The sequence below is a fragment of the Cupriavidus sp. 207A1 genome (genome assembly GCF_057798955.1).
Window position 1 is genome coordinate 80,410 of sequence record NZ_JBYOJO010000017.1, and the last position, 24,557, is coordinate 104,966.

A 24,557-nucleotide genomic window follows, 5' to 3' on the forward strand; every position below is an offset into this window, starting at 1 on the left:
CTGGGGTTCAATGGACCTGCCGCAATCGTTTCCGCTCGCCCTCGGCGTGCTGCCAGCCGATCATCGCGCAAAAACTTGCCGCGTGGCACGATGGGTAGGACTTTTCGGGGTTATCTCGGACTGCCGGGGGTCGGAAACATCTGGCATCATACTAAAATCGAACGATCGTTCACTATTCGAACTTGTCCCGATGCCGACGCCGCGCCAGCGCTGCTGCGCGAGGCCGGCGCCGGGTTTGCGCCGCATCACGCCCTATGTCTGTCGTACCGTCTTCCCCATCCGCCACGCCGGGCCTGCCGGCCAGTCCGCTGGACCCGCAGATGGCCGCGTTGCTGGCCTTGATCGCCCGCGCCAAGCGGCCGCCGATCCACGCCATGGCGCCGGAAGACGCCAAGATCGCCTACGAAAAAAGCGCGCCGATCCTCGACATCAACCCGCCGCCGGTGCATACCGCGGAAGACCTGCTGGTGCCGGCCCGCGACGGCCACGCGATCCCGGTCCGGCTGTACACGCCACGCGAGGCCAGCTGGATCGAGCCGCTGCCGCTGCTGGTGTACTTCCATGGCGGCGGCTTCACGGTCGGCAGCGTCGATTCGCACGATCCGCTGTGCCGCCTGCTGTGCGGCCAGGCCGATTGCATGGTGCTGTCGGTGGACTACCGGCTCGGGCCCGCGTGGCGCTTTCCGACCGCGGTCAACGACGCCTTCGATGTGCTGCACTGGGTCTTCGCCGAAGCCGACAAGCTCGGCGCCGACCTGGCCCGCATCGGCCTGGGCGGCGACAGCGCCGGCGGCACGCTGGCCGCCGCCTGCGCGGTCGAGGCCCGCGATGCCGGGCTGGCACCGGTGCTGCAATTGCTGGTCTATCCCGGCACCTGCGCGCGCCAGGATACGCCGTCGCACCGCGCGCTGGCCGACGGCTACCTGCTGACGGCCGACATGATCCGCTGGTTCTTCGCGCAGTACCTGGACCAGGATGCCAGCCGCGACGACTGGCGCTTTGCGCCGCTGGACGGCGGCGGCACCGGCGCCGAGGTGGGCGGGGTCTGCCCGGCCTGGATCGCAGTGGCGGGCTACGACCCGCTGCATGACGAGGGCGTGGCCTACGCCGAAAAGCTGCGCGCCGCCGGCGTCGACGCCACGCTGGCCGACTACCCCGGCATGATCCATGATTTCTTCAAGCTGGGCCGGTTCGTGCCCGCGGTGGCGCAGGCGCATGCCGATGCCGTCGCCGCGCTGCGCACCGCGTTCGGCACCTCGCAGGACTAGGCCACGCCTTGCGGTCGCGCCGGTCCGCGAATTTTTCAAGCAGTGATTTGCAGCACTAGGAGACACTTTCAAATGCAACGCCGCCACTTCCTCGCCCGCGCCGGCATCGCCGCCGCCACCGCGGCCCTCGGTCTTGCCGCCATGCCCGCCCAGGCCCAGGCCGACAAGTTCCCGCAGCGCCCGATCCGGCTGGTGATCGGCTACACCGCCGGCGGCTCCACGGATATCCCGTTCCGCGTGCTGGCCGACAACGCCTCCAAGATCCTCGGCCAGCCGGTGATCGTCGAGAACAAGCCCGGTGCCGGCGGCGTGCTGCCCGCGCAACTGATGCAGACCACCGCGCCCGACGGCTACACGCTGGCGCAGGTCGCCATGCCGGTCTACCGCCTGCCGTACACCACCAAGATCAACTGGGACCCGGTCAAGGACCTGAGCTACATCATCAACCTGGCCGGCTATTCGTTCGGCCTGGTGGTGCCGGCCGATTCGCCGATCAAGACCATGCAGGATTACGTCGCCTACGCCAAGGCCAATCCGGGCAAGCTCACCTATGGCTCGCCGGGCAGCATGACCACGCTGCACCTGACCATGGAAGAACTGGCGCTGAAGCAGGGCGTGCAGTTCTCGCATATCCCATACAAGGGCAATGCGGAATCGATGCAGGCGCTGCTGGGCGGCCACGTGATGTCGGTGGCCGACACGCCGGCCTGGGCGCCGTACGTGGAGCAGGGCAAGCTGCGCCTGCTGTCGACCTGGGGCGAGAAGCGCTCGGCGCGCTTCCCCAACGTGCCGACGCTGAAGGAACTGGGCATGGGCATCGTGCAGACCTCGCCGTTTGGCCTGGTTGCGCCCAAGGGCACGGATCCGAAGATCGTGCAGAAGTTGCATGACGCCTTCAAGAAGGCCATGGAAATGCCCAACTACCGCGAATCGCTGGCCAAGTTCGACATGGAGCCGTTCTATATGAACAGCCAGCAGTACGCGCAGTTCGCGGGAGAAACTGTCAAGAAGGAAAAGGCGATCATCGAGAAGCTGGGACTGGCCAAGCCGCAGTAAGCCTGCCGAATGCGTTCAACCAGGCCGCCGCGCCTGCCGGCCCTGTGCCGGCGGGGCGGCGGCCTGATGCTTTGCATTGCTCCGACAAACAACCAGGGAGACCACGTCAATGGCCAAAGAGGAGTTCCGCCACACCATCCCGCTGCGCGTGCGCTGGTCCGAAGTCGATCCGCAATCGATCGTCTTCAATGCGCACTACCTGACGTATTGCGATATCTGCGTGACCGAGTACTGGCGTGCGCTGGGGATCCGCTATCCCGAGGACGTGCTGCACGCGCATGGCGTCGATATCTTCGTGGTCAAGTCCACGCTGGAGTACCACGCGTCGGCGCGCTTCGACGATGAGCTGGAACTGCGCGGCCGCATGGCGCGGCTGGGGCGGTCCAGCATGCTGTTCCGGGTGGAGATGTATCGGGGTGACGAGCACCTGATCACCGGTGAAATCGTCTATGTGTGCGCGGACCCGGCGACGCAGAAGTCGGCGCCGATCCCGGGGGTAGTGCGGGAGATTATCGAGGGGTATGAGGTGGTGAAGCCGGCGGGGTAAGGGTTCGCAAGAATCCTCCAAATCCCGCTTGTTTTCTCCCCTCTCCCGCAAGCAAGCGGGAGAGGGGGCCGGCGCTCAGCAACTGAATGGGCAGTCGCCATGGCGGAGCGGCGAAGCTTACTTGCCCACTCCCGCATCTTCCACATAAGCCCGGATCACCGAATCAAAGCTGGCATCGCTCTCGAACCCCAGCGACAAGGCCCGTTCGGCATTCCATGCCGCCGGCCACGTGCCGACGATCTTCTCGATGCGCTCCTCGCGTTCCCACGTCACGAGGTCCGCCACCGCATCGCCGGCCACGCGGCGCAGCGCATCGACCATGCCCGCCGCCGTCACCGACAGCCCCGGCAGATTGATCACGCGGCGGTTGCCCAGCCGGTCGCCGGCCAGTTCGATGCCATTGACCAGCGCGGCCACCGCCGCGCGCGGCGACAGCAGCCATAGTTTGGTCTCCGGCGCCACCGGGCAGTTCGCTGCCACGCCAGCCAGCGGCTCGCGGATGATGCCGCTGGCGAACGAAGACGCCGCCGCATTGGGCTTGCCCGGACGCACGCTGATGGTCGGCAGGCGCAGCACGCGGCCGTCGACGAAGCCGCGGCGGCTGTAGTCAGACAGCAGCAGTTCGCCGATGGCCTTCTGCACGCCGTACGAAGATTGCGGGTTCAATGCGGTGTCGTCCTGCACCACCGGGGGCAGTTCGCCGCCATAGACGGCGACGGAGCTGGTGAACAGCACGCGCGGCTTGTGGCCCAGTTCGCGGCAGGTTTCGAGCAGCGCGCGCGAGGCGTCGAGGTTGACGCGCATGCCCAGCTCGAAATCGGCCTCGGCCTGGCCGCTGACCACGGCGGCGAGGTGGAACACCGCACCGGTGTCCTGGTCGATGGCCTGGCGCAGCACCGCCGGGTCGGACAGGTCGCCGGTGACCACGCGCACGCGCGCATCGTCGAGGCCTTGCGGCGCGACCACGTCGAGCAGCGTCAGGCGCTCGAAGGCAACGGCCTTGCCGTCCAGGTTCAGGCTGCCGCGTTGCAGCAGCAGGCGGGCGAGTTGCAGGCCGAGGAAGCCGGCGCCGCCGGTAATCAGTACGTTCATGGCAAGAGATCTGTGGTGGTTCTGCAATCAGCGGCCGAGGTAGGGCTTGAGCCAGCCCAGTCCTTCGGACGTGCCGGCGCGCGGACGGTACTCGCAACCGATCCAGCCCGTGTAGCCGAGCGAGTCGATCAGGTCGAACAGGTACGGGTAGTTCAGCTCGCCCAGGTCCGGCTCATGGCGCTCGGGCACGCCGGCGATCTGGATATGGCCGATGCCGGCGATGTCGCGCCTGAGCTTCATCGCGATATCGCCCTCGACGATCTGGCAGTGGTAGCAGTCGAACTGCACCTTCAGGTTGGCCGCGCCGACTTCCTTGCAGATCGCCTGCGCGTCGTCCTGGCGGTTCAGGAAATAGCCCGGCATGTCGCGCGTGTTGATCGGCTCCAGCACGATGGTCACGCCCTGCGCGGCGGCCGCCTGCGCGGCGAAAGCGACGTTTTCCAGGTAGGTGGCACGGTAGCGTGCGCGCTCGGCATCGGCCGGTACCAGCCCTGCCATCACGTGCACGCGGTCATTGCCGATCACGCCGGCGTATTCCAGCGCGCGGCCGACGGCATCGCGGAATTCGGCCTCGCGCCCCGGCAGCGATGCCAGCCCGCGCTCGCCCGCTGCCCAGTCACCCGGCGGGGCATTGAACAGCGCCTGGGCGAGACCGTTCGCGTCGAGGCGCGCGCGCAGCTCGGCGGCGGGGTGCTCGTACGGGAACAGGTACTCCACCGCCTGGAAGCCGTCCGCCGCGGCAGCGGCGAAGCGATCCAGGAACGCGTGCTCGTGGTACATCATCGAGAGATTTGCGGCGAAGCGCGGCATGGGAACTCCAGAGCGTAGGACGAAGCCGGCCCGGTCGCGATCAGCGCGACCGGACCGGCCGGATATCAGCGATTGACCAGTTTAGCCGGCGTCAGCCACACCAGCACGGCGCCGACCACCAGGATCGCGGACAGCACGTACATCGGCAGCTGCGTGCTGTGCGTCAGGTCCTTGAGCGCGCCAACCATGTACGGCGACACGAAACCGGCCAGGTTGCCGACCGAGTTCACCACGGCAATGCCGGAAGCGGCGGCAATGCCGGACAGGAACGCCGTGGGCAGCGACCAGAACAGCGGCGCGCAGGTCAGCACCCCGGCGGCGGCCAGCGACAGCGCGGCGATCGACACGGTCGTATTGTTGGTGAACGAGGCGGCGATGGCAAAGCCCACTGCACCCATCAGCGCCGGCACGATCAGGTGCCAGCGGCGTTCCTGGCGTGCGTCGGCGCTGTGGCCGAGGATGTTCATGACGATGATGGCGCAGATGAACGGGATCGCCGACAGCAGGCCGATCTTCAGGTTGCCGGTGACGCCGCTGGCCTTGACCAGCGTCGGCATCCAGAACGTCAGCGCGTACTGGCCGGTGACGAAGCAGAAGTAGATCAGGCACATCCACCACACGCGGCGGTCGCTGAACACGGCGCCCAGCGAATGCCCGTGCGCCTGGCCGGCGGCGGCGCCGGCCTTGTGCTGGTCTTCCTCGACATTGCGCTTGAGCACGCGCTTTTCATCGGCGCTGAGCCACGGCGCCTTGTCGATGCCATCGCGCAGCACGAAGATCGTCACCACGCCGATCACCAGCGCGGGCAGGGCTTCGAGCAGGAACATCCATTGCCAGCCGCTCATGCCATGGGTGCCGTTGAAGGCGTCCATGATCCAGCCCGACAGCGGGTTGCCGAACATGCCGGCGACCGGGATGCCCGACATGAACAGCGCGATCATCTTGGCGCGTCGGTTGGCGGGGTACCAGTAGGTCAGGTACAGGATCACGCCGGGGTAGAAGCCTGCCTCGGCCAGGCCGAGCAGGAAGCGCATCACGTAGAACTGCGTCGGCGTCTTCACGAACAGGAACAGCGCCGAGATGATGCCCCACGTGATCATGATGCGCGCGATCCAGATGCGCGCGCCGATCTTGTGCATCAGCAGGTTGCTGGGCACCTCGAACAGGAAGTAGCCGATGAAGAACAGGCCGGCGCCCAGGCCGAACACGGTCTCGGAGAAGGCCAGGTCCTGGCCCATCTGCAGCTTGGCGAAGCCGACGTTGACGCGGTCGAGGTAGGCGACCACGTAGCACAGCATCAGGAACGGCATGATGCGCCAGAACACCTTGCTGTAGGCGCGTTTCTCGATCTGGGTGTCGGTGTCGAGCCGGGCGTTGCCGCCCAGGCTGTCGAAGGCGGGTACGCTGGCCGCCGGTTGGTTGGAAGGCATCGGTGGTCTCCGGGTAGAGTCAGTCTGGTCTAGTAATGTGTGCCGGCTACGCGAATCGCAGGCATGCGCGTGCCCCGCACGGTGGCCGCAAGGCAACCGCGCCGGTCAGATCCGTATGGCCGTGTCAGTCGGAAAAAAGAGGGCTGTGCTACCAGCGCGCCTGGAAGGCGTCGCGCAACTCAGCCAGTGCGCCGTCGGGCAGCGCCGCGCGGGCGGCGAAGCCCGGCGTGTCCTTCATCATCATCCATAGCTTGGCGGTCTCCTCCAGTTCTTCCAGCGCGAACGCGGCGCGCGAGACGCTGGACTCCCACACCACCGGCCCCAGGCGCTCCAGCAGCACGCCGCGCACCTGCGCGGCCAGCGTGGCCACGCGCGCGGCGACCGCGGGATCGCCGGGCCGGTGATAGGGAATCAGCGGGATATGGCCGACCTTCATCACGTAGTACGGCGTGAGCGGCGGCAGTACGTCGTCCGGTTGCCAGGCACCGGCCAGCGTCAGGGCCACGAGGTGCGTCGAGTGCGTGTGCACCACGGCGTGCGCCCCGGGGTTGTTGTCATAGATCGCGCGATGCAGCGTCAGCGTCTTGGACGGCTTGTCGCCCGAGACCCAGGTGCCGTCGGCGGCGACCTTGGCGACCGCGGCCGGATCCATCATGCCCAGGCAGGCATCGGTCGGCGTGATCAGCCAGCCATCGTCCAGCCGCGCGCTGATGTTGCCGGCCGAGCCGACGGTATAGCCGCGCTGGTAGAGGCTGGCACCGATGCGGCAGATCTCTTCGCGCAGCTTGCTTTCGGTGCTCATCACTCGGCTCCCAGCTGGCGCAGCGCTTGGTCGAAGAAGTCCGGGCCGCCGAAATTGCCCGACTTGAGCGCCAGCGCCAGCGGCGTGGCGCCGAGCGTGACCGTGGCCGGCACGCCGGGGGCGATCTGCGCGCCAATGCGCAGCGCGCGTACGTTCAGCGCCTGTACCACGGCGCCCGAGGTCTCTCCGCCGGCGACGACAAAGCGGCGCGTGCCACGTGCGAGCAGGCCGGCGGCGACGGTGGCCAGGCATTGCTCGACCAGGTGGCCGGCACGCTCGACGCCCAGTTCGGCCTGCACGGCCTTGACCTCGTCGGGGCTGGAGGTGGCGTAGACCAGCACCGGCTCGTCGTGGGCGGCGGCGAAGTCCAGCGCGGCGTCGGCCACGGCTTCGCCGCGCGCCAGCGCAAGCGGGTCGATGCGCAGTGCCGGGCGGCCTTGCTCCAGCCAGCGCGCCACTTGCCCGTTGGTCGCGCGCGAGGCGCTGCCGGCCAGCACCACGCCGGGGCCGTCGATGGCCGGCACCGCGTCGGCGTCGGCGCGCTGCGGCAGCAGGCCGGCGCGGCGGAAGTTCTCGGGCAGGCCCAGCGCGATGCCGGAGCCGCCGGTGATCAGCGGCAGGCCGGCGCACGCCTCGCCCAGCGTAAGCAGGTCGGCGTCGGAGACGGCATCGGCAATTGCCATGCGTACTCCCTCGCCGCGCAGCGCGGCGATGCGCCCGGCCGTGGCCTGCGCCCCGTGCGCGACCGCGTCATGGCGCAGCAGCCCAACCTTGTGCTTGCTCTGGCGCTGCAGCACGCGCACCAGGTTGGCATCGGTCATCGGCGTCAGCGGATGGTGCTCCATGCCCGATTCGTTCAGCAGCGCATCGCCGACGAACAGGTGACCGCGGAAAATGGTGCGACCGTTCTCGGGGAAGGCCGGGCAGGCGATGGTGAAGTCGCTGTCCAGTGCCGCCAGCAGGGCCTCGGCCACCGGGCCGATATTGCCGGCGTCGGTCGAATCGAAGGTGGAGCAGTACTTGAAGACGAACTGGCGGCAGCCCTGCGCGCGCAGCCATTGCAGCGCGGCCAGCGACTCGGCCACCGCCTGTGCCGCGGGCACGGTGCGCGACTTGAGCGCGACCACCAAGGCGTCGGCACTGCCGATATCGGCCATGGATGCGGGCACGCCGATGGTCTGCACGGTGCGCATGCCATTGCGCACCAGCGTGTTGGCGAGGTCGGTGGCGCCGGTAAAGTCGTCGGCGATACAGCCCAGGAGCGCGGTCATCGTCGGTGCTCCTTATTCGGCCTTGCCCGGCAGCTCGATGCCCGGGAAGATCTTGATCACGGCCGAATCGTCTTCGCCGCCGTGGCCGGCGGTGGAGGCCATCATGAACATCTGGTGCGCCGCGGCCGACAGCGGCAGCGGGAATTTGCTGGTGCGCGCGGTATCGAGCACCATGCCCAGGTCCTTGACGAAGATGTCGACCGCCGACAGCGGGGTGTAGTCGCCCTTCAGGATATGCGGCACGCGGTTCTCGAACATCCACGAGTTGCCGGCGCTGTGCGTGATCACGTCATAGAGCGCGTCCGGGTCCACGCCTTCGCGCAGGCCCAGCGCCATCGCCTCGGCCGCCGCGGCGATATGCACGCCGGCCAGCAGCTGGTTGATGATCTTGACCTTGGAGCCGGCGCCGTGCGCGGCGCCCAGGCGGTAGACCTTGCCGGCGATGGCGGCCAGCACGTCCTCGGCCAGCGCGTAGGCTTCGGCGGGGCCCGAGGTCATCATGGTCATTTCGCCGCTGGCGGCGCGCGCGGCACCGCCGGAGACCGGCGCGTCCAGCATCAGCAGGCCTTTTTCGGCGAGGCGCTGTCCCAGCGTCCCGGCAAAGCCCGGCGGCACCGTGGCGCTGGCGATCACCAGCTTGCCTGGCTGCATCCCGGCCACGGCACCGTCGGCGCCGAACAGCACGGCCTCGGTCTGCTGCGCGTTGACGACCAGCGTCAGCACCACGTCGCAGCGGCTGCCCAGCTCGGCGGGCGAGGCGCACGGCACGCCGCCGGCGTCGGCAAAGCGCTGCAGCACTTCGGCGCGCAGGTCGCAGGCGTGCACATTGAAACCGGCCCGCAGCAGCGACTGCGCGACACCAAAGCCCATGGCACCAAGGCCGATGACGCCGATATTCCTGGACATAGGGACTCCCTGAAACAGATACGGATGATTCGATGCTTGCGACGGCGCGTCAGTTGGTGGCGCCGTGCGTCGCGCCGCTCTCGTCGGCGCCCAGTTGCGCCAGCCGGTGCGCGGCGTTGTACATGTGGTTCTGCGCGGCATTGCGAGCGGCCAGCGGGTCGCCGGCGCGGATCGCGGCGACGATGGCCTGGTGTTCCTCGCGCACCTGGCGCGAAAAGTCCGCGCGGCGCGCTTCGTTGGTGCGGGTCACGCGCGTGGCGGCTTCCAGGTACTGGCTCAGGAATTCCAGCGTCTTGAGGAAATAAGGATTGCCGGTCGCTTCGGCGATGGCGCGGTGAAAGCCCACGTCCTCGGCGACGCCGTCGCCGCCTTGCGCCACCACTTCGTCGAGGCGGGCCAGCGCGGCGTCGATCGCCGCCATCGAGGCATCGGTGCGGCGCCGTGCCGCCTGCGCGGCCACCTCGGCCTCGATCGCGCGGCGCAGCTCGACGATCTGCAGCACCGCTTCGAGCGTGCCGGTGTCGGTGTAGTCGATACGCAGCGGCCGGATGCCGGCCTGCAGCGTCACGAACACGCCGCTGCCCTGGCGCGACTCGACTACGCCTTCGTACTTGAGCCGGGAGATGGCCTCGCGCACCACGGTGCGGCTGACCCCGAATTCTTCGGACAGCACCGCCTCGGTCGGCAGCTTGTCGCCGCGGGCAAAGGCGCCGCTCTGGATCTTGTCCAGCAGCTGTTCGGCGACGTTGTCAGTCAGGGCACGGGCAGGGACTTTCTGGAACACGGCAGCTTTTCCGGTCATTCGGTAATCAGGTCATCATACAAATTTGCTATGCGGCTGCCGACCCCAGGTAAACCCTGGTATGGTGCATTTCATCCGGTCCCGTGCGCCCACTGCTCCATATTGGGGCGGCTGCGGTGGGCGCTGGCTGGCGTATCATTGGCGCCCGCATTGCCACTTGCCCGTTTTTACGCCATGCCCACCACCGTCCTGATCTGCCCCTGGCCCGAAGCACGCGAGCGCGCGCGCGCCATCCGCTACACCGTCTTTGTCGAAGAGCAGGGCGTGCCGGTGGAACTGGAATGGGACGAATGGGACGAGCCCAGCTGGCATGCGCTGGCGCTGGACGAGGATGGCACGCCGCTGGCCACCGGCCGGCTGCTGCCCGACGGCCATATCGGCCGCATGGCCGTGCTGAAGCCGGCGCGCGGCAGCGGCGTCGGCGCGCTGGTGCTGGAGGCGCTGATGCGCAAGGCGGAACAGCTGGGTTATCCGGAACTGGTGCTCAACGCGCAGACCCACGCGGCGCCGTTCTATGCGCGCGTGGGCTTTGCGCAGGTGGGGCCGGAATTCGAAGAGGCGGGCATCCCGCACGTGGAGATGCGCAAGCGCCTGCGGCGATAAAGCGGCGGCGCGGCGCTCAGCGCGGCGCCTGCACGATGCCGGTGTCGCGCGACAGGTTCAACGTGCCGTGGTAGGCCACCTCGCCGATGCGGCCATCGGCGTCAAAGCTGCGCTCGTTCAGGTCGAAGCGCCCGTCGTGGCGGATGCGCAGCACGGTGCTGGCGCGCGTGCCGTACATCGGCGAACGGATAAAGGCCGACGACAGCAGCTTTTCCCACTCCGGCGCCACGCCGGTGGCGGGCAGCTCGAAATCCGCGGCCTGGCGTTGGTCGGCCAGCATCTGCAGGTAGGGTTCGGCGCTGGCGGTGGGCTGGCCGCTGTCCGCGGCCAGCACTTCGGCCAGCGCGCCGACGCGGCTGCGCACCTTGGGCCAGGGCGTGTCGAGCAGCGCGTTGGACAGCCCGTACAGGCCGGGGCGCAGCCGTTGCGGCTGGCGCGACGCCGAGCGGTTGCTGTACCACCACAATTCGCGCAGGTCGCTCGCCAGCAGGTTGAAGCCGTTGTAGGCGCCGTCTTCGCCGGCGAGGCGGTCGAGGTAGTCGAACGGCGCCGCGTGGCCGCGCAGGAAGCCTGCCACCAGCTCGCCGCGCGAGCGCGCGTCGGTGCGTTTTTCGGACGGGGCGCGATAGTTGGTCAGCGCGGCGAAGCGGCCCTCGGCGTTGACGCCCATCCAGGTGCCGGGTTCGCCGATGACCTCGGCGAGGTCGCGGCCGGCCAGCACCTGGGGCGCATCCTGCCACCAGTGCGCGGCCGCCGCGGGGCGTGCATAGAATTCATCGCGGTTGCCGGCCACGACCAGGGCATAGTCCGGGTGCGATTGCCAGGCAACCAGGATCAGACACATCGTTTCGCTTCCTTTGCCGCAGGGGTGCCGCCTCAGCGGCTCCCGCGTACTTCAGTCCGACGGCGCCGACACGTCATCCAAGGGCGCCTACAGCACGTCAAGGTCGATAAAGTGTTCGGCGCGCCGCTCGCCTTCCACCCACTGGTCCAGCCCGCTCTGCCGCCACAGCCCTTCCAGCGTGGCATCGAACGCGGGCGGCACGTCGGCGTAGCACTCCATCCAGGTCTGCACGCCGGCGCGGGTTTCCGGCCTGCGCATCAGCGTACCACCAATTCCGGTGGCTTCGGCGACCGTTTCCATCCAGCGGTGCCAGTGCGGCAGCGCCTCGGCGGCGACGGCCTCCGGCACGCGGAAATAGACGTAGAGGTGATCGCTCATGGCGGGTCCCGTGCAATCAGCCGGCGGCCTGCGCGGCTTCGCCAAACGGCACCGCATAGGGCAGGCTGGCGGTGACCAGTGCCGCGCCCTCGGCGCTGCCCAGGCGCAGCGCGCTGCCGGCGGCATCGATCTTCAGCTCGGCCAGCCCGGCCCAGCCGCCATCGGGCGCGGGCGCGGCGTTGACGATCATGCCGCAGGGCTGGCCGGGGTCTTCCGGACGATAGATTTCGGCCGCGGGCGCCGGCACCTCGCCTGCGCCCTGCACCAGCCACATGCGGCGCTTGAGGGTGCCGCGGTACTGGCTGCGCGCCACCACTTCCTGGCCGGGATAGCAGCCCTTGCGGAAATTGACGCCGCCGACCAGCTCGAAATTGATCATCTGCGGCACGAACTGCTCCTGCGTGGCGGCGACGATGCGGGGCAGGCCGGATTGCACCTCGAGCCAGTCCCACAACGCCGGCGTGGCAGCCGTCAGCGCGGCGGACAGCGCCGCCTGCACCGCCGCGGCGCGCTCGGCCGGCAGCACCAGCTGCCAGCGCGGCTGGCCGGCGCTGTCGGGCAGGCGGATCACGGTGGCGCCTTCGGCGGCGGCCACGGCAAACGCGGTCTCCGGCGCGGGCAGCCCGGCGGCGGCCAGCGCTGCGGCGGCGCCGGCGCCGGCCACGCCGAGGATGGCATGGCCCGGGGTGATATCGGACAGCCTGGCCTTGGCGCGCAGCACGAACATCGACAGCCGCTTCTGTACCGCAGGCTGGATCTCGGCCGACAGCTGCAGCACGATGCCGTCGGCGTCGCGCCACATCAGGAAGGTGGCCAGCAGCCGGCCCTTGGGCGAGCAGTAGCCGGCCAGGCGCGCCGTGCCCGGCGCCAGGTCGTCGACCGCGTTGGTCAGCTGGGTGTGCAGGAAGCTGGCGGCATCGTCGCCCGCCACGCGGACGAGGCCGAGCCCGGCCGGTGTGCAAACCACGCCGCCGGCAGTCAGCGCGTCAAGGTTTGCGGCGAGTTCCTGGGCTTGGGGATTCAATGCTGGCATTGCGAGGCAATCGTCGAGGCAAATCGGGGGAAGAGTTCAGGCCACCGAAGGGGCGCGGTGCCGGGCCTGCGGAGGCGCCGGCGCCACGGCTCACGGTCGGTGCCAGGCTGCCGGTTATTATATGGGGCTACGAGATTTTCGGCCGGCGCCGTTGGTCTGCCGCGGCGCGTGCTTGCGCCGACGGTGCCCGGGGCTGGTCGCTACAACGGATACATGAAACGTTTATTCCTAAGTCTTGGGCTTGCCGTGCTGGTATTTGCGCTGGCGGCCGCGGGCGGCTTCGCGTGGTGGGCCAATCACCCGGTGGCGCTCGCCCGGTCGCCGGTGGAAGTGGTGATCAAGCCCAATTCAGGCGTGGCCAGCGTCGGCCGGCAGATCCAGCGTGGCGGCGTGGGCATGGACCCGCGGCTGTTCGTGCTGCTGGCGCGGCTGACCGGCCACGGCGCGGACCTCAAGGCCGGCGGCTATGAATTCGAAACCGGCGCCACGCCGTTGTCGATCGTCGCCAAAGTGGCCCGCGGCGAAGTCACGCACTACGTGGTCACGGTGATCGAGGGCTGGGAATTCCGCAAGATGCGCGCCGCGGTCGACGCCAGCCCGGCGCTGCGACACGACACCCGCGGCATGTCCGACGCGGAACTGATGAAAGCCATCGGCGCGCCCGAGGCTTCGCCCGAAGGGCTGTTCTTTCCCGACACCTACCTGTTCGCGCGCGGCAGCAGCGACCTCGAGCTGTACAAGCACGCCTACCGCGCCATGCAGCGCCGGCTGAACGAGGCCTGGAACGCGCGCTCGCCCGACCTGCCGTACAAGACCCCGTACGAGGCGCTGGTGATGGCGTCGATCGTCGAGAAGGAAACCGGCCAGGCTGCCGAGCGCCCGATGATCGCCGCGGTGTTCATCAACCGGCTGCGCAAGAACATGCTGCTGCAGACCGACCCGACCGTGATCTACGGACTGGGCGAGGCCTTCGACGGCGACCTGCGCAAGCGCGACCTGCAGGCCGACACCCCGTACAATACCTACACCCGCACCGGCCTGCCGCCCACGCCGATCGCGCTGCCGGGGCTGGCCTCTCTGGCCGCGGCAACCACGCCGGCGCCGTCCGACGCGCTGTACTTCGTTGCCCGCGGCGACGGCAGCAGCCATTTCTCCAACTCGCTACCCGAACACAACCGCGCGGTCGACAAGTACCAGCGCGGCAAATAGGCATTCCATGCGCGGAAAATTCATTACCTTCGAGGGCATCGACGGCGCCGGCAAGAGCACCCATATCGACTGGGTTGCCGACCGCCTGCGCGCGCGCGCCGACATCGCCGGTGTCGTGACCACGCGCGAGCCCGGCGGCACGTCGCTGGGCGAAGACCTGCGCCAGATCCTGCTGCACCGCAAGATGCACCTGGAAACCGAAGCGCTGCTGATGTTCGCGGCGCGGCGCGAGCATATCGCCGAAGTCATCGCCCCGGCGCTGGAGCGCGGCAAGTGGGTCATTTCCGACCGCTTCACCGACGCTACCTTTGCCTACCAGGGCGGCGGCAGGGGCCTGGCCACCGGACGGCTCGAAGTGCTGGAAGGCTGGGTCCAGGGCGACCTGCAGCCGGACCTGACGCTGCTGTTCGACGTACCGCTGGAGACCGCCAGCGCCCGCCTGGCCGCCGCGCGCACGCCGGACAAGTTCGAGGCGGAATCGCGCGCCTTCTTCCAGCGCACCCGCGACGAGTATCTGCGCCGCGCGGCCCAGTCGCCGCAGCGCTTCCGCGTTATCGACGCTACCCGCAGCATTGCCGATATTCGCGACGAACTTGAAAAGATCCTCGCAACTATCTGATTAGCCGGCATTTTTATCCGGCCTCACGGCAATATTCAGCCAGTACTCGAAGTTGGACCGCTAACTTACTGATTTACATGCTATATCCCTGGCAGAAAGAAGACTGGCAACGGCTGGGCGCGCTGCGCGAGCGGCTGCCGCATGCCTTGCTGATCCACGGCCAGCAAGGCATCGGCAAGCGCGACCTGGCGCTGCATTTCGCCCAGGGGCTGCTGTGCGAGGCGCCGCTGGCGGACGGGCAGCCGTGCGGGCAATGCGCCGCCTGCCACTGGTTCAGCCAGGGCAACCATCCGGATTTCACGGTGGTGCGGCCCGAGGCCCTCGACGCCTCGGCCGAGGCGGAAACCGACGAGGGCGGCAAGAAAAAGGCGCCCAGCAAGATCATCCGCATGGAGCAGGTGCGCGCGCTGATCGAGGCCGTGGCGGTAGGCACGCACCGCGCCGGGTTGCGCGTGGTGGTGGTCTATCCGCTCGACGCGCTGCAGACCGAGGGCGCCAACGCCTTGCTCAAGACGCTGGAGGAACCGCCGCCGTCGACGGTGTTCCTGCTGGTGACCGACCGGCTTGACCGCATCCTGCCGACCATCCTGTCGCGCTGCCGCCAGTTTTCGGCCCAGCGCCCGACCCCCGAGGCCGCGCTGGCGTGGCTGCGCGGGCAGGGCGTGGCGGATGCCGAGGCCCAGCTGGCGCTGGCCGGCGGCGCGCCGCTGACCGCGCTGCACGCGGCCGAGGCCGAGGAGCAGCCGCTGCAGCGCTGGCTGGTGGGCCAGCTCGGCGCCGCGGCCGCCATCGACGCCGCCGCGGCGGCCGAGCAACTGCAGAAGCTGCCGGTGCCTGCCGTGCTTGGCATCCTGCAGCGCTGGACGTACGATCTGCTGGCACTGCGGCTGGATGGCGGTGCCACGCCGCGGTACTTCCCCAGGGAGCGCGCCGCGCTGGCGCGCTGCGCCGGTGCCACCGATGCGCGCGGCCTGCAGGCGTTTGCCGCGCGCCTGAACGCACACCGCCGCAGCGAGAACCATCCGCTGGCGGCACGGCTGGTGATGGAAGCGGTATTCCTGGAGTACCGGCAGCTGTTCCGCTAGCGCGGCCGCGGCCGGACCCGAACCATAACAACAAGCAGCATCGTCATTGTCAGGGGGTCATCCATGAACACGGCAGTCGCCGGCACTGCGCCGGGCGAGGTGGGGTTTGGCAACACGGCGGGCGGCGCAGCGGGCAGCGGGGCGGCGTCGCGCCCCAATGTGCTGTCGCTGTCGATCAAGGACCAGGCCGGGCTGTACGCGGCCTATATGCCGTTCCTGGCGCGCGGCGGCATCTTCGTGCCGTCGAACCGGCCGTTCCGGCTGGGCGAACAGGTGTTCCTGGTATTGTCGCTGCTGGACCGGCCGCAGAAATACCAGATCGCTGGCCACGTGGCCTGGATTACGCCCGCGGGCACGCCGATGAAGACCCCCGGCGTCGGCGTGCACCTGCCCGACGACGACAACGGGCGCAACCTGCGCCGCGCGGTGGAGGAAATCCTGGGCAAGATGCTGGAGTCCGGGCGCCCCACCCAAACTTTATGAAGGTTGCGAGATATCTCTCGCAATATATTGATTTTAATGAACTTCTCGCTACGCATTGCCGAGCCCGGCGACCTGCCGGGCATCGTCGCCATCTACAACAGCACCGTGGCTTCGCGCATGGTCACCGCCGATACCGAGCCGGTCTCCGTGGCCTCGCGCCAGGCCTGGTTCGACGCCCACCAGCCCGGGCGCCGTCCGCTCTGGGTGTGCGAGGATGCCGATGGCAGCATGGCCGGCTGGATGAGCTTTTCCGATTTCTACGGGCGCCCGGCCTATGGCGCCACCGCCGAGGTGTCGATCTACCTGGACGCACAGCGCCGCGGCCAGGGGCTGGGGCGCTACCTGCTGCAGCAGGCCATCGACCACGCGCCCACAGTCGGCGTGAACACGCTGCTCGGCTTTATCTTCGGCCACAACGCGCCCAGCCTGGGCCTGTTCGCGGCGCTGGGCTTCACGCGCTGGGGTGACCTGCCGCGCGTGGCGGTGCTCGACGGCGTCGAGCGCGACCTGATCATCGTCGGCCGCCGCGTGGACGCTGCCTGAGCGCCGCCTGAACGCCGTACCTGAGATTTCCCATGTTTGTCGATTCCCACTGCCATATCGATTTCCCCGAACTGGCCGCGCGCCTGCCGGAACTGCTGGACAACATGCGCGCCAACCAGGTCACGCATGCGCTGTGCATCTCGGTCACGCTGGAAGACTTCCCGCGCGTGCTGGCGCTGGCCGAGCAGCATCCCAACCTGTACGCGTCGGTCGGCGTGCATCCTGACTACGAAGAAGGCGAGGACCCGACGCTGGAGCGGCTGGTGGCGCTGTCCGCCCACCCGCGCGTGGTCGGCACCGGCGAGACCGGGCTGGACTACTACCGGCTCAACGGCCGCAGCATCGCCGAGATGGAATGGCAGCGCGAACGCTTCCGCACCCATATCCGCGCCGCGCGCCAGACCGGCAAGCCGCTGATCATCCATACCCGATCGTCCGCCGAGGACACGCTGCGCCTGATGCGCGAGGAAAACGCGGGTGAAGCCGGCGGCGTGATGCACTGCTTCACCGAGACCTGGGACGTCGCCCGCCAGGCGCTGGACCAGGGCTTCCATATCTCGTTTTCCGGCATCGTCACCTTCAAGAGCGCGGCGGACCTGCAGGAAACCGCGCGCAAGGTGCCGCTGGACCGGATGCTGATCGAGACCGATTCCCCCTACCTGGCCCCCGTGCCGTACCGCGGCAAGACCAACGAGCCGGCCTGGGTGCGCCATGTGGGCGAGTTCATCGCACAACTGCGCGGGGTTCCTGTGGAGCAGGTCGCGGAACAGACCACGGAAAATTTCTTCAATTTATTCAAGCCTATCGATAGGAAATCTCATGTTTGACATGAAGTTCGTCCGCCGTGCCGCCGGCGCTGTCGCGCTGGCCGCCGCCACGCTCGCCCAGGCCGCGCCGGCCGACGACATGCGCAAGGCGGTGGAATTCGACGACGCCAACACCGTCAAGAAGCTGCTGGCCAAGGGCGTCGACCCCAACGTGGTCGACAACCGCGGTAACCCGGCCCTGGTGCTGGCGCTGCGCGAGAAGTCGCTGAAGGCGGCCACGGTGCTGATCCGCGCCAAGGATATCGATTTCGACAAGGCCAACCCGGCCGGCGAAACCCCGCTGATGATGGCCGCGCTGCAGGGCCAGCTCGACATGGTCAAGCTGATGGTCGACGACATGGAGGCCGAGATCAACAAGACCGGCTGGGCTCCGCTGCACTACGCCGCCACCAACGGCCACAACGACGTGGTCAAGTACCTGGTCGACCATGCCGCGTATATCGATGCCGAAAGCCCCAACGGCACCACGCCGCTGATGATGGCCGCGCGCGGCGGCCATATCGAGACCGTCAAACTGTTGCTGGACGAAGGCGCCGACATGCGCCTGAAGAACCAGCAGGGCATGACCGTGATCGACTTTGCCGAGCGCTACAACCAGGCCGAGATCGCCAGCGGGCTGAAGGCGCGCTGGCAGAAGCTGTATCCGCAGACGCCGATCGTGGCGGCGCCGCCGCTGAAGCCGCCCGTCGCCGAGCCCGGCGGCCAGCGCCCCGCGGCGCCGCAGAGCAAGGGCTGGTAAGCCGGCGCGGCGGCGATGGCCAGCGGTTCGCGCCTGCGCCAGTGGGCGCGCGGGCTCAAGGGCAGCCTGCTGACGCTGTGGTTCTGCAGCCGCCATCCCGGCACCCCGTGGGCGGCGCGGCTGCTCGGCGCGCTGGTGGTGGCCTACGCCTTCAGCCCGATCGACCTGATCCCGGATTTCATCCCGGTGCTGGGTTATCTGGATGACGTGCTGCTGGTGCCGCTGGGCATCTGGCTCACGCTGCGGATGATTCCGGCCACGGTCAAGGACGAATGCCGCGGCCGTGCCGAAGCGTGGCAGGCCACCCATGCGCAACGGCCGCGCAATCGCGCGGCCGCCGTGGTCATAGTGCTGGTGTGGGTGGTGCTGGCGTGGCTGACGTGGCGCTGGCTGGCGCCATACCGGGCCCCGGCCTAGGCGTCGTCGGCCAGCCGCACGCCGGTGAACTGCCAGCGCTGGTGCGGATAGAAGAAGTTGCGGTAGGTCGCGCGGATATGCGATTCGGGGGTGACGCACGACCCGCCGCGCAGCACCATCTGGCCGCTCATGAACTTGCCGTTGTACTCGCCCACCGCGCCCGGGTTGGGGCGGAAGCCCGGATAGGGCAGGAAGGCGCTGGCGGTCCATTCCCAGACGTCGCCGAACATCTGGCGCAGCACGCCGGCGGTGTTCTGCCGGTCCGGCAGCGGCCGCAGCGCGCGCCCCTCGACAAAATTCCCGGTGGCCGGCAGGCGGCTGGCCGCGTGCTCCCATTCCGCCTCGGTTGGCAGCCGGCGCTCGGCCCAGCGTGCGAACGCGTCGGCCTCGTAGAAGCTGACGTGAGTCACCGGGCTGTCCGGATCGACCGGATGCATGCCACGCAGCGTCATCTGCCACCAGGTGCCTTCGCGTTCTTCCCAGTAGAGCGGCGCCTGGATGCCTTGCTCTGCCACCCAGCGCCAGCCGTCGGACAGCCACAGCCCGGCGCTCTGGTAGCCGCCATCCTCGATGAACTCGAACCACTGCCGGTTGCTGACCGGGTGCGAGCACAGCGTGAAGGGGGCCAGGTAGGTCTTGTGGCGCGGGGTTTCGCAATCGAAGGCGAAGGTCTCGCCGCGGTGGCCGATCTCGACCAGGCCGCCGTCGAAGCCGATCCAGTCCGGCGCGGGACGCGGGTCGGCAATGACGGGCGCGGGCAGTTCCGGGGCAAAGGCGGGGCGCAGCGGGTTCTGCGCGAACAGGTGCAGCACGTCGGTCAGCAGCAGTTCCTGGTGCTGCTGTTCATGCTGCAGGCCAAGCGTGATCAGCGCCGCCTCGTCGTCGGTCTGGGCGCTGCCCAGCAGCGACAGCATCGCTTCGTCGACTGCCTCGCGGTACGCCAGCACTTCGTCCAGCGACGGGCGCGTCAGCAGCCCGCGCTGCGGCCGCGGGTGCCGCGCGCCGACCGCTTCATAGTAAGAGTTGAAGAGATAGCGGTAGGACGGGTCCACCGGCTCGTAGTCCGGCACGCGCGCGGCCAGCACGAACTCCTCGAAGAACCACGTGGTGTGCGCCAGGTGCCATTTGGCCGGGCTGGCGTCGTCCATGGACTGCACGGTGGCATCGGCATCGGACAGGTCGGCCACCAGGGTCTCGGTGGCGGCGCGTACATGCCGGTACTGCGAAAGCAGCGCGGGTTCGTGCGGCGGATGGAGGGCGGCTCCTGGCAACAGGGCTGAAGTCATGCGGGCTCCCGGGTTGGATCGGTCGATGACTGCAGGCGGTGCGCCGCCGGCGCCCACGGGCCGCGGCTGCGCGCCGCCCATGGCACGCGGGGCGCCGTAGCGCCCCGAACCATCATAGACCCGATCCGGTCCCGGGGCGAGCCGGCGCCGTCCTACAGCGACGGCGCCGCGGCCACGGCCGGCTTCAGGCAGCCAGCTCAGGCAGCCAGCTCAGGCAGCCAGCCGGCTGGCGTCGTTCAGCGCCGCGATCTCGGTGCGGGCGCTGGCCAGCCCGGCTTCGCGGAACTGCGGCCCCATGGCCAGGCCGTGGGCGCGCACGTAGGTGATGTCGGTGATGCCCAGGAAGCGCAACACCACGTCGACGGTCTGCTCGTGCAGGTCCAGCGCGTTGGCATCCTGGCGCACGCCGCCGCGCGACGACACCACGATCACGCGCTTGCCGCCGGCCAGGCCCACCGGGCCGCTCTCGGTGTACTTGAAGGTGCGGCCAGCCTGCGCGATGCGGTCGATCCAGGCCTTGAGCTGGCTCGGGATGCTGAAGTTGTACTGCGGCACGCCCAGCACCAGCACGTCGGCGGCGAGGAACTCGGCCAGCCACTGCTCGGTGCGCTGCAGCTCGGCCTGCTGCACGGCGTTCAGGCCGTCCTTGGGACCACCCAGCACGGGCAGCAGGTTGCCGGACAGGTGCGCCGGGGCATCCTGGTCCAGGTCGCGCACGGTTACGGTGGCGCCGGGGTTGGCGGCAACCAGGTCGGCCACCACGCTGGCGGTCAGGCTGCGCGAAACGGAGTTGTCGCCGAGGACGCTGGTATCGATCTGCAGGATGTTCATGTCTTTCTCCACAAGGATGCGGTTGCGATGGAGGAAAGATAGCGGCTGGCCATTGGTATCGGTAGTGAGGCAAAATGCAAATGATTGTTCTACCGATGCAACGCCACCCCGGCGCCGTCCGGAGCGGGTTGTGGAGCCATCGGGGTGACCCCGGAGCCATCCATGCAAGACCTCAACGACCTGTCGCTGTTCGCCCAAGTGGTCGAGCACGGCAGTTTTTCCGCGGCCAGCCGTGCCACCGGCGTGCCCAAGTCGCGGCTGAGCCGGCGCATCGCCCAGCTCGAGCGCGACCTGGGCGTGCAGCTGCTGCGCCGGACCACGCGCCAGGTACGCGTGACCCCGCTGGGGGAATCCTTTTACGAACGCTGCCGCGCCATGCTCAACGAGGCCGAGGCGGCGCGCGAGGTCATCGAGCAGGCGCGCGAGCAGCCCGGCGGCACGCTGCGGGTGAGCTGCCCGATCGCCATCGCCCAGATCCTGCTGGCGCCGGCGATCGGCCACTTCATGCGCGCCAACCCGGCCGTGCGCATCGAACTGGAAACCACCAACCGGCGCGTCGACGTGATCGCCGAGGGCTTCGACCTGGCGCTGCGCGTGCGCGAGGTGATGGAAGATTCCAGCCTGGCGGTGCGCACCTTTGGCGAAAGCGAACTGATGCTGGTGGCCAGTCCGTCGCTGCTCGACAGCATCGGCCGGCCGCGCACGCCGCAGGCGCTCGACGGCATGCCGGGCGTGGGCCAGCAGCCGCACGACGGCAAGCATGTCTGGACCCTGCGCTGCAAGACCGGCGATTCGATCCAGATCGCCTACGATCCGCGCCTGGTCACCGACGAGTTCGCATTGCTGCGCGAGGCCGCCATCGCCGGGGTCGGCGTGGCCATGCTGCCGCGCATGTTCTGCCGCGAGGCGCTGGAGAGCGGCGAGCTGGAACTGGTGCTGCCGCAGTACGACATGCCGGTCGGCACGCTGCACGCGGTGTTCCCGTCGCGCAAGGGCGTAACGCCGGCCACGCGGCGTTTCCTGGACTTCCTGGGCGAGGTGTTGCCGGAATGCGCGCACAAGGTCGGCATGCAGCAGCCGCGCACGCCGTCGATGCACCGCGTGGTGTAGCGCTGCATGCGGCATGTGCCGAGCCGTGTGCAAGGGGTGGTGCCGGCCGCGCCGGTGCTGGCCAGTGTCGCGATTTGCGGCTTTACGTTCACGCCGCCTCGCACTAAGGTACAGGGGCGAACCGTGCGCGTGAGGGCTAAGGCGCATGGATCGATAACCTCTCACAGACAACGGCAAGGAGAATGGCCATGGGTGGCTCTCAGGGTTCCCAGGACTTGGGCAAGGCGCTGCTGCGCATCGTGCTTGGCGTGTTGATCCTGATGCATGGCATCGCCAAGGTCACGGGCGCGTCCGGCATCGGTTTCGTGTCGAAGGTGGTCGCCGACGCCGGCTTGCCGGCCTGGGTCGCCTACGGCGTCTACCTGGGCGAGATCGTCGCGCCGATCCTGCTGATCATCGGGTTGTGGAGCCGGCTGGCGGCGCTGGTGGTTGCCCTCAACATGCTGTTCGCCATCGGGCTGGTGCATACCAAGGAGCTTGGCATGCTGTCCAATACCGGCGGCTGGGCCCTGGAGCTGCAGGGCATGTACCTGGGGGCGGCGCTGGCGGTGGTGCTGCTGGGGGCGGGCCGGCTCAGCGTGGGCGGCATCAACGGCAAGCTCAACTAGCGCGACCCGCAATCCCGCGCCTTGCCGCCAATTCCTGGAGACGTAACGTGAATGCGTTCCGGCAACTCTTCCCCGCCGCTGTCGCGGCGCTGCTGCTGTCGGGCTGCGCCAGCGTGCCCGACATCAAGACCGACTACAACCCCGCGACGGACTTCAGCGCCTACCGCACCTTCGGCTTTGTCGAGCGTCCCGGCACCGACCGCGCCGGCTATGAAAGCCTGACCACCCAGTACTTCAAGACCGCGGTCCAGCGCGAACTGGGCGCGCGCGGCTACCGCTACGTGGCGCAGTCGCCGGACCTGCTGGTCAACTTCAATGCCAGGCTGCAGGAAAAGGTGGAGGTCAGCCCGGCACCCGCGCCGATGATGGGCTACTACGGCTATCGCGGCGGGCTGTATGCGCCGTGGCCGGGCTATGGCTTCTATAACGACGTGTACCGCTACACCGAGGGCACCGTCAACATCGACCTGGTCGACCGGCGCCAGATGAAGCTGGTGTGGGAAGGCGTGGCGGTCGGCAGCGTCGACACCAGCGACAAGGCCAGTGCCCAGCAGCGCATCGACAGGACCGTGGCGCAGATCTTCGCCAAGTACCCGTTCCGGGTCGGGCAGTAAGGCTGGCGGCGCCGCGGCTCAGGCCGGCGGCGTTGCCATCGCGCGCTCGATGGCGTCCGCGACGAAGGCCTCGGCCGGCCTGGGCGCCGACCACAGATAGCCCTGGCCCAGCGGACAGCCCAGGGCCCCCAACGCGGCGCGCTGGGCCTCGGTCTCGACGCCCTCGGCCACGCACTCCAGCCCGAGCTCCCGCGCAAGGCCGATCATGCTGCGGCAGATCGTGGCGCGCTGGCCGTGCCCGTCGACCGCGGCGACGAACGAGCGGTCCACTTTCAGCTGGCTGAACGGCAGGTCCGCCAGCAGCTTGAGCGTGGCGATGCCCACGCCGAAATCGTCGATCGCCACGCCATAGCCAAGCAGCCGCAGCCGGTTCAGCGCGACCGACAGCGCCAGCGTGTCGCGCACCGGGTAGCCCTCGGTCAGCTCCACCGTCAGCGCCTGCCGCGGCACGCCGCTGGCGGCCACCAGCGCGTCGAGCGATTCCAGCAGGCCCGGCCGGCACAGCGTCTGCGCCGACGCGTTCAGGCCCATCGCAACCTCGACCCCGGCGGCACGCAGGCGCTGCTGCGCCGCCAGGCACTGGCGCGCGACCAAAAAGAACACCGGATCGGCCGCGTCCAGCGCCTCGAGCTGCGGGATGAACTGGTCGGGCGGCACCAGGCCATGCTCGGGATGGCGCCAGCGCACCAGTGCTTCGGCCCCGGCCAGGCGGCCGCTGGCAATGTCGTGCTGGGGCTGCAGCATGACCAGCAGGTCCGTGCCGGCGCGGGTCGCGGCGAGCAGTTCCTCGGCGTCGGGGGTCCAGGCGGGCACGCCGGCTTCGGCATCCTGGCGCACCAGCGCATCGGCCAGGATCACTTCGAGCGCATCGGGCGCCAGCGGCTTGCGCAGCGCGTGCACGCGCGGGATGCCGGCGGCATGCGCCAGGCCGCGGTTGGAATCGAGGATGTCTTCGGCCAGCGCCGTGACCCACACCCACACCGGCGGCGCGCCGGCGAAGGCGCGCGGGCCGCGCCGGTGCAGTTCGGCGATCAGCTCGGGGCCATTGCAGCCCGGCATCTCGATATCGCACAGCACCACGTCGAACGGCTCGCGCGCCAGCAGCTCGGCCGCCTGCGTGCCGTTGTGCGCGCTGGTCAGGGCCTGCACGCCGACATGGCGCAGCAGGCCCTCGGCGGCGGCGCGCTGGAACGGATGGTCTTCAACGACGAGGATGCGCAGCCTGGCGTAACGGATTGGCATGGAGCGTGAGCAGCAGGGGAGGGCGGCGCGCCGCGATGCGATGCACCCGGGTTGCCCAATGGTAGCGCGGCGCGGCTACGCCAATTGCCGGCGAGACCATGG

Annotated in this window: 28 protein-coding genes; 15 read left to right on the forward strand and 13 right to left on the reverse strand. The window is 68.9% G+C overall.

Annotated features, from left to right (window positions below; all coding sequences use genetic code 11):
• Positions 1-254 precede the first annotated feature (254 nt).
• From AC3FMM_RS26165 to AC3FMM_RS26175, 3 genes are all read left to right on the forward strand, one after another.
• Entirely contained in the window at positions 255-1,268 is a 1,014-nt protein-coding gene (locus AC3FMM_RS26165; RefSeq protein ID WP_115709388.1) for an alpha/beta hydrolase, read from the forward strand.
• Between the two features lie 72 nt (positions 1,269-1,340).
• Positions 1,341-2,324, forward strand: a complete 984-nt coding sequence (locus tag AC3FMM_RS26170; RefSeq protein WP_115709390.1) for a tripartite tricarboxylate transporter substrate binding protein — start codon at positions 1,341-1,343, stop codon at positions 2,322-2,324.
• A gap of 109 nt (positions 2,325-2,433) precedes the next feature.
• A complete protein-coding gene (locus AC3FMM_RS26175) occupies positions 2,434-2,871 on the forward strand; it encodes a YbgC/FadM family acyl-CoA thioesterase (RefSeq protein ID WP_115709391.1) in 438 nt (145 codons plus the stop codon).
• 117 nt (positions 2,872-2,988) lie between these two features.
• Here AC3FMM_RS26175 and denD read toward each other — a convergent pair whose 3' ends face one another.
• The 7 genes from denD to AC3FMM_RS26210 form a co-directional block, all read right to left on the reverse strand.
• Positions 2,989-3,963 (reverse strand): D-erythronate dehydrogenase, encoded by a 975-nt coding sequence (gene denD, locus AC3FMM_RS26180; RefSeq protein WP_116312533.1) that lies wholly within the window; start codon positions 3,961-3,963, stop codon positions 2,989-2,991.
• Between the two features lie 27 nt (positions 3,964-3,990).
• Complete coding sequence (gene otnI / locus AC3FMM_RS26185) at positions 3,991-4,773, reverse strand: 2-oxo-tetronate isomerase (RefSeq protein WP_115709395.1); 783 nt, start codon at positions 4,771-4,773, stop codon at positions 3,991-3,993.
• 65 nt (positions 4,774-4,838) lie between these two features.
• Positions 4,839-6,203: an MFS transporter gene (locus AC3FMM_RS26190; protein ID WP_116312534.1), complete on the reverse strand. Its 1,365-nt coding sequence runs from the start codon at positions 6,201-6,203 to the stop codon at positions 4,839-4,841.
• A 148-nt stretch (positions 6,204-6,351) separates the two neighbouring features.
• Positions 6,352-7,005 carry a 3-oxo-tetronate 4-phosphate decarboxylase gene (gene otnC, locus AC3FMM_RS26195; RefSeq protein ID WP_115709399.1) on the reverse strand — a complete coding sequence of 218 codons (654 nt, stop codon included), beginning with the start codon at positions 7,003-7,005 and terminating at the stop codon, positions 6,352-6,354.
• Entirely contained in the window at positions 7,005-8,276 is a 1,272-nt protein-coding gene (gene otnK, locus AC3FMM_RS26200) for a 3-oxo-tetronate kinase (RefSeq protein ID WP_414249130.1), read from the reverse strand. Before otnK ends, otnC begins: the two co-directional genes overlap by 1 nt.
• 12 nt (positions 8,277-8,288) lie before the next feature.
• Positions 8,289-9,182, reverse strand: a complete 894-nt coding sequence (gene ltnD / locus AC3FMM_RS26205; RefSeq protein WP_115709403.1) for an L-threonate dehydrogenase — start codon at positions 9,180-9,182, stop codon at positions 8,289-8,291.
• Between the two features lie 49 nt (positions 9,183-9,231).
• Positions 9,232-9,966, reverse strand: a complete 735-nt coding sequence (locus AC3FMM_RS26210; protein ID WP_115681441.1) for a FadR/GntR family transcriptional regulator — start codon at positions 9,964-9,966, stop codon at positions 9,232-9,234.
• A gap of 192 nt (positions 9,967-10,158) precedes the next feature.
• On the opposite strand from AC3FMM_RS26210, the gene AC3FMM_RS26215 reads away from it, so the two are divergent.
• Entirely contained in the window at positions 10,159-10,587 is a 429-nt protein-coding gene (locus AC3FMM_RS26215; RefSeq protein WP_116312536.1) for a GNAT family N-acetyltransferase, read from the forward strand.
• A gap of 16 nt (positions 10,588-10,603) precedes the next feature.
• Here the strand turns inward: AC3FMM_RS26215 and AC3FMM_RS26220 are convergent, their stop codons facing one another.
• From AC3FMM_RS26220 to ygfZ, 3 genes are all read right to left on the reverse strand, one after another.
• Positions 10,604-11,431 carry an NRDE family protein gene (locus AC3FMM_RS26220; protein ID WP_115709406.1) on the reverse strand — a complete coding sequence of 276 codons (828 nt, stop codon included), beginning with the start codon at positions 11,429-11,431 and terminating at the stop codon, positions 10,604-10,606.
• An 87-nt stretch (positions 11,432-11,518) separates the two neighbouring features.
• Positions 11,519-11,809 carry a DUF4936 family protein gene (locus tag AC3FMM_RS26225; protein WP_012352764.1) on the reverse strand — a complete coding sequence of 97 codons (291 nt, stop codon included), beginning with the start codon at positions 11,807-11,809 and terminating at the stop codon, positions 11,519-11,521.
• A gap of 16 nt (positions 11,810-11,825) precedes the next feature.
• A complete protein-coding gene (gene ygfZ / locus AC3FMM_RS26230; protein WP_488687680.1) occupies positions 11,826-12,842 on the reverse strand; it encodes a CAF17-like 4Fe-4S cluster assembly/insertion protein YgfZ in 1,017 nt (338 codons plus the stop codon).
• 213 nt (positions 12,843-13,055) lie between these two features.
• Here ygfZ and mltG point away from each other — a divergent pair, with 213 nt between their 5' ends.
• From mltG to AC3FMM_RS26270, 8 genes are all read left to right on the forward strand, one after another.
• Positions 13,056-14,051, forward strand: a complete 996-nt coding sequence (gene mltG / locus AC3FMM_RS26235) for an endolytic transglycosylase MltG (protein WP_116312539.1) — start codon at positions 13,056-13,058, stop codon at positions 14,049-14,051.
• A 7-nt stretch (positions 14,052-14,058) separates the two neighbouring features.
• Positions 14,059-14,670, forward strand: a complete 612-nt coding sequence (gene tmk / locus AC3FMM_RS26240) for a dTMP kinase (RefSeq protein WP_116312540.1) — start codon at positions 14,059-14,061, stop codon at positions 14,668-14,670.
• A gap of 77 nt (positions 14,671-14,747) precedes the next feature.
• Entirely contained in the window at positions 14,748-15,755 is a 1,008-nt protein-coding gene (locus AC3FMM_RS26245; RefSeq protein WP_115709414.1) for a DNA polymerase III subunit delta', read from the forward strand.
• Between the two features lie 63 nt (positions 15,756-15,818).
• Positions 15,819-16,238 (forward strand): PilZ domain-containing protein, encoded by a 420-nt coding sequence (locus tag AC3FMM_RS26250; RefSeq protein ID WP_198035973.1) that lies wholly within the window; start codon positions 15,819-15,821, stop codon positions 16,236-16,238.
• 36 nt (positions 16,239-16,274) lie between these two features.
• Positions 16,275-16,781, forward strand: a complete 507-nt coding sequence (locus AC3FMM_RS26255) for a GNAT family N-acetyltransferase (RefSeq protein WP_115709416.1) — start codon at positions 16,275-16,277, stop codon at positions 16,779-16,781.
• Between the two features lie 32 nt (positions 16,782-16,813).
• Positions 16,814-17,608, forward strand: coding sequence for a TatD family hydrolase (locus tag AC3FMM_RS26260; protein WP_488687681.1), 795 nt, complete (start codon positions 16,814-16,816; stop codon positions 17,606-17,608).
• Positions 17,601-18,347: an ankyrin repeat domain-containing protein gene (locus AC3FMM_RS26265; protein WP_115709418.1), complete on the forward strand. Its 747-nt coding sequence runs from the start codon at positions 17,601-17,603 to the stop codon at positions 18,345-18,347. Before AC3FMM_RS26260 ends, AC3FMM_RS26265 begins: the two co-directional genes overlap by 8 nt.
• A gap of 15 nt (positions 18,348-18,362) precedes the next feature.
• A complete protein-coding gene (locus tag AC3FMM_RS26270; RefSeq protein WP_488687682.1) occupies positions 18,363-18,764 on the forward strand; it encodes a YkvA family protein in 402 nt (133 codons plus the stop codon).
• Here AC3FMM_RS26270 and egtB read toward each other — a convergent pair.
• Positions 18,761-20,050 (reverse strand): ergothioneine biosynthesis protein EgtB, encoded by a 1,290-nt coding sequence (gene egtB / locus AC3FMM_RS26275; protein WP_414249132.1) that lies wholly within the window; start codon positions 20,048-20,050, stop codon positions 18,761-18,763. The two genes, AC3FMM_RS26270 and egtB, sit on opposite strands and share 4 nt — an antisense overlap.
• Positions 20,051-20,260: 210 nt before the next feature.
• Complete coding sequence (locus AC3FMM_RS26280) at positions 20,261-20,881, reverse strand: FMN-dependent NADH-azoreductase (protein WP_115709422.1); 621 nt, start codon at positions 20,879-20,881, stop codon at positions 20,261-20,263.
• 162 nt (positions 20,882-21,043) lie between these two features.
• On the opposite strand from AC3FMM_RS26280, the gene AC3FMM_RS26285 reads away from it, so the two are divergent.
• The 3 genes from AC3FMM_RS26285 (at position 21,044) to AC3FMM_RS26295 (ending at position 23,213) form a co-directional block, all read left to right on the forward strand.
• Entirely contained in the window at positions 21,044-21,991 is a 948-nt protein-coding gene (locus AC3FMM_RS26285) for a LysR family transcriptional regulator (RefSeq protein ID WP_115709424.1), read from the forward strand.
• Between the two features lie 188 nt (positions 21,992-22,179).
• Positions 22,180-22,599, forward strand: coding sequence for a DoxX family protein (locus AC3FMM_RS26290; RefSeq protein WP_115680206.1), 420 nt, complete (start codon positions 22,180-22,182; stop codon positions 22,597-22,599).
• A gap of 47 nt (positions 22,600-22,646) precedes the next feature.
• Positions 22,647-23,213, forward strand: a complete 567-nt coding sequence (locus tag AC3FMM_RS26295; RefSeq protein ID WP_115709426.1) for a DUF4136 domain-containing protein — start codon at positions 22,647-22,649, stop codon at positions 23,211-23,213.
• A gap of 18 nt (positions 23,214-23,231) precedes the next feature.
• Here AC3FMM_RS26295 and AC3FMM_RS26300 read toward each other — a convergent pair whose 3' ends face one another.
• Positions 23,232-24,455 (reverse strand): EAL domain-containing response regulator, encoded by a 1,224-nt coding sequence (locus AC3FMM_RS26300; RefSeq protein ID WP_116312546.1) that lies wholly within the window; start codon positions 24,453-24,455, stop codon positions 23,232-23,234.
• Positions 24,456-24,557 lie beyond the last annotated feature (102 nt).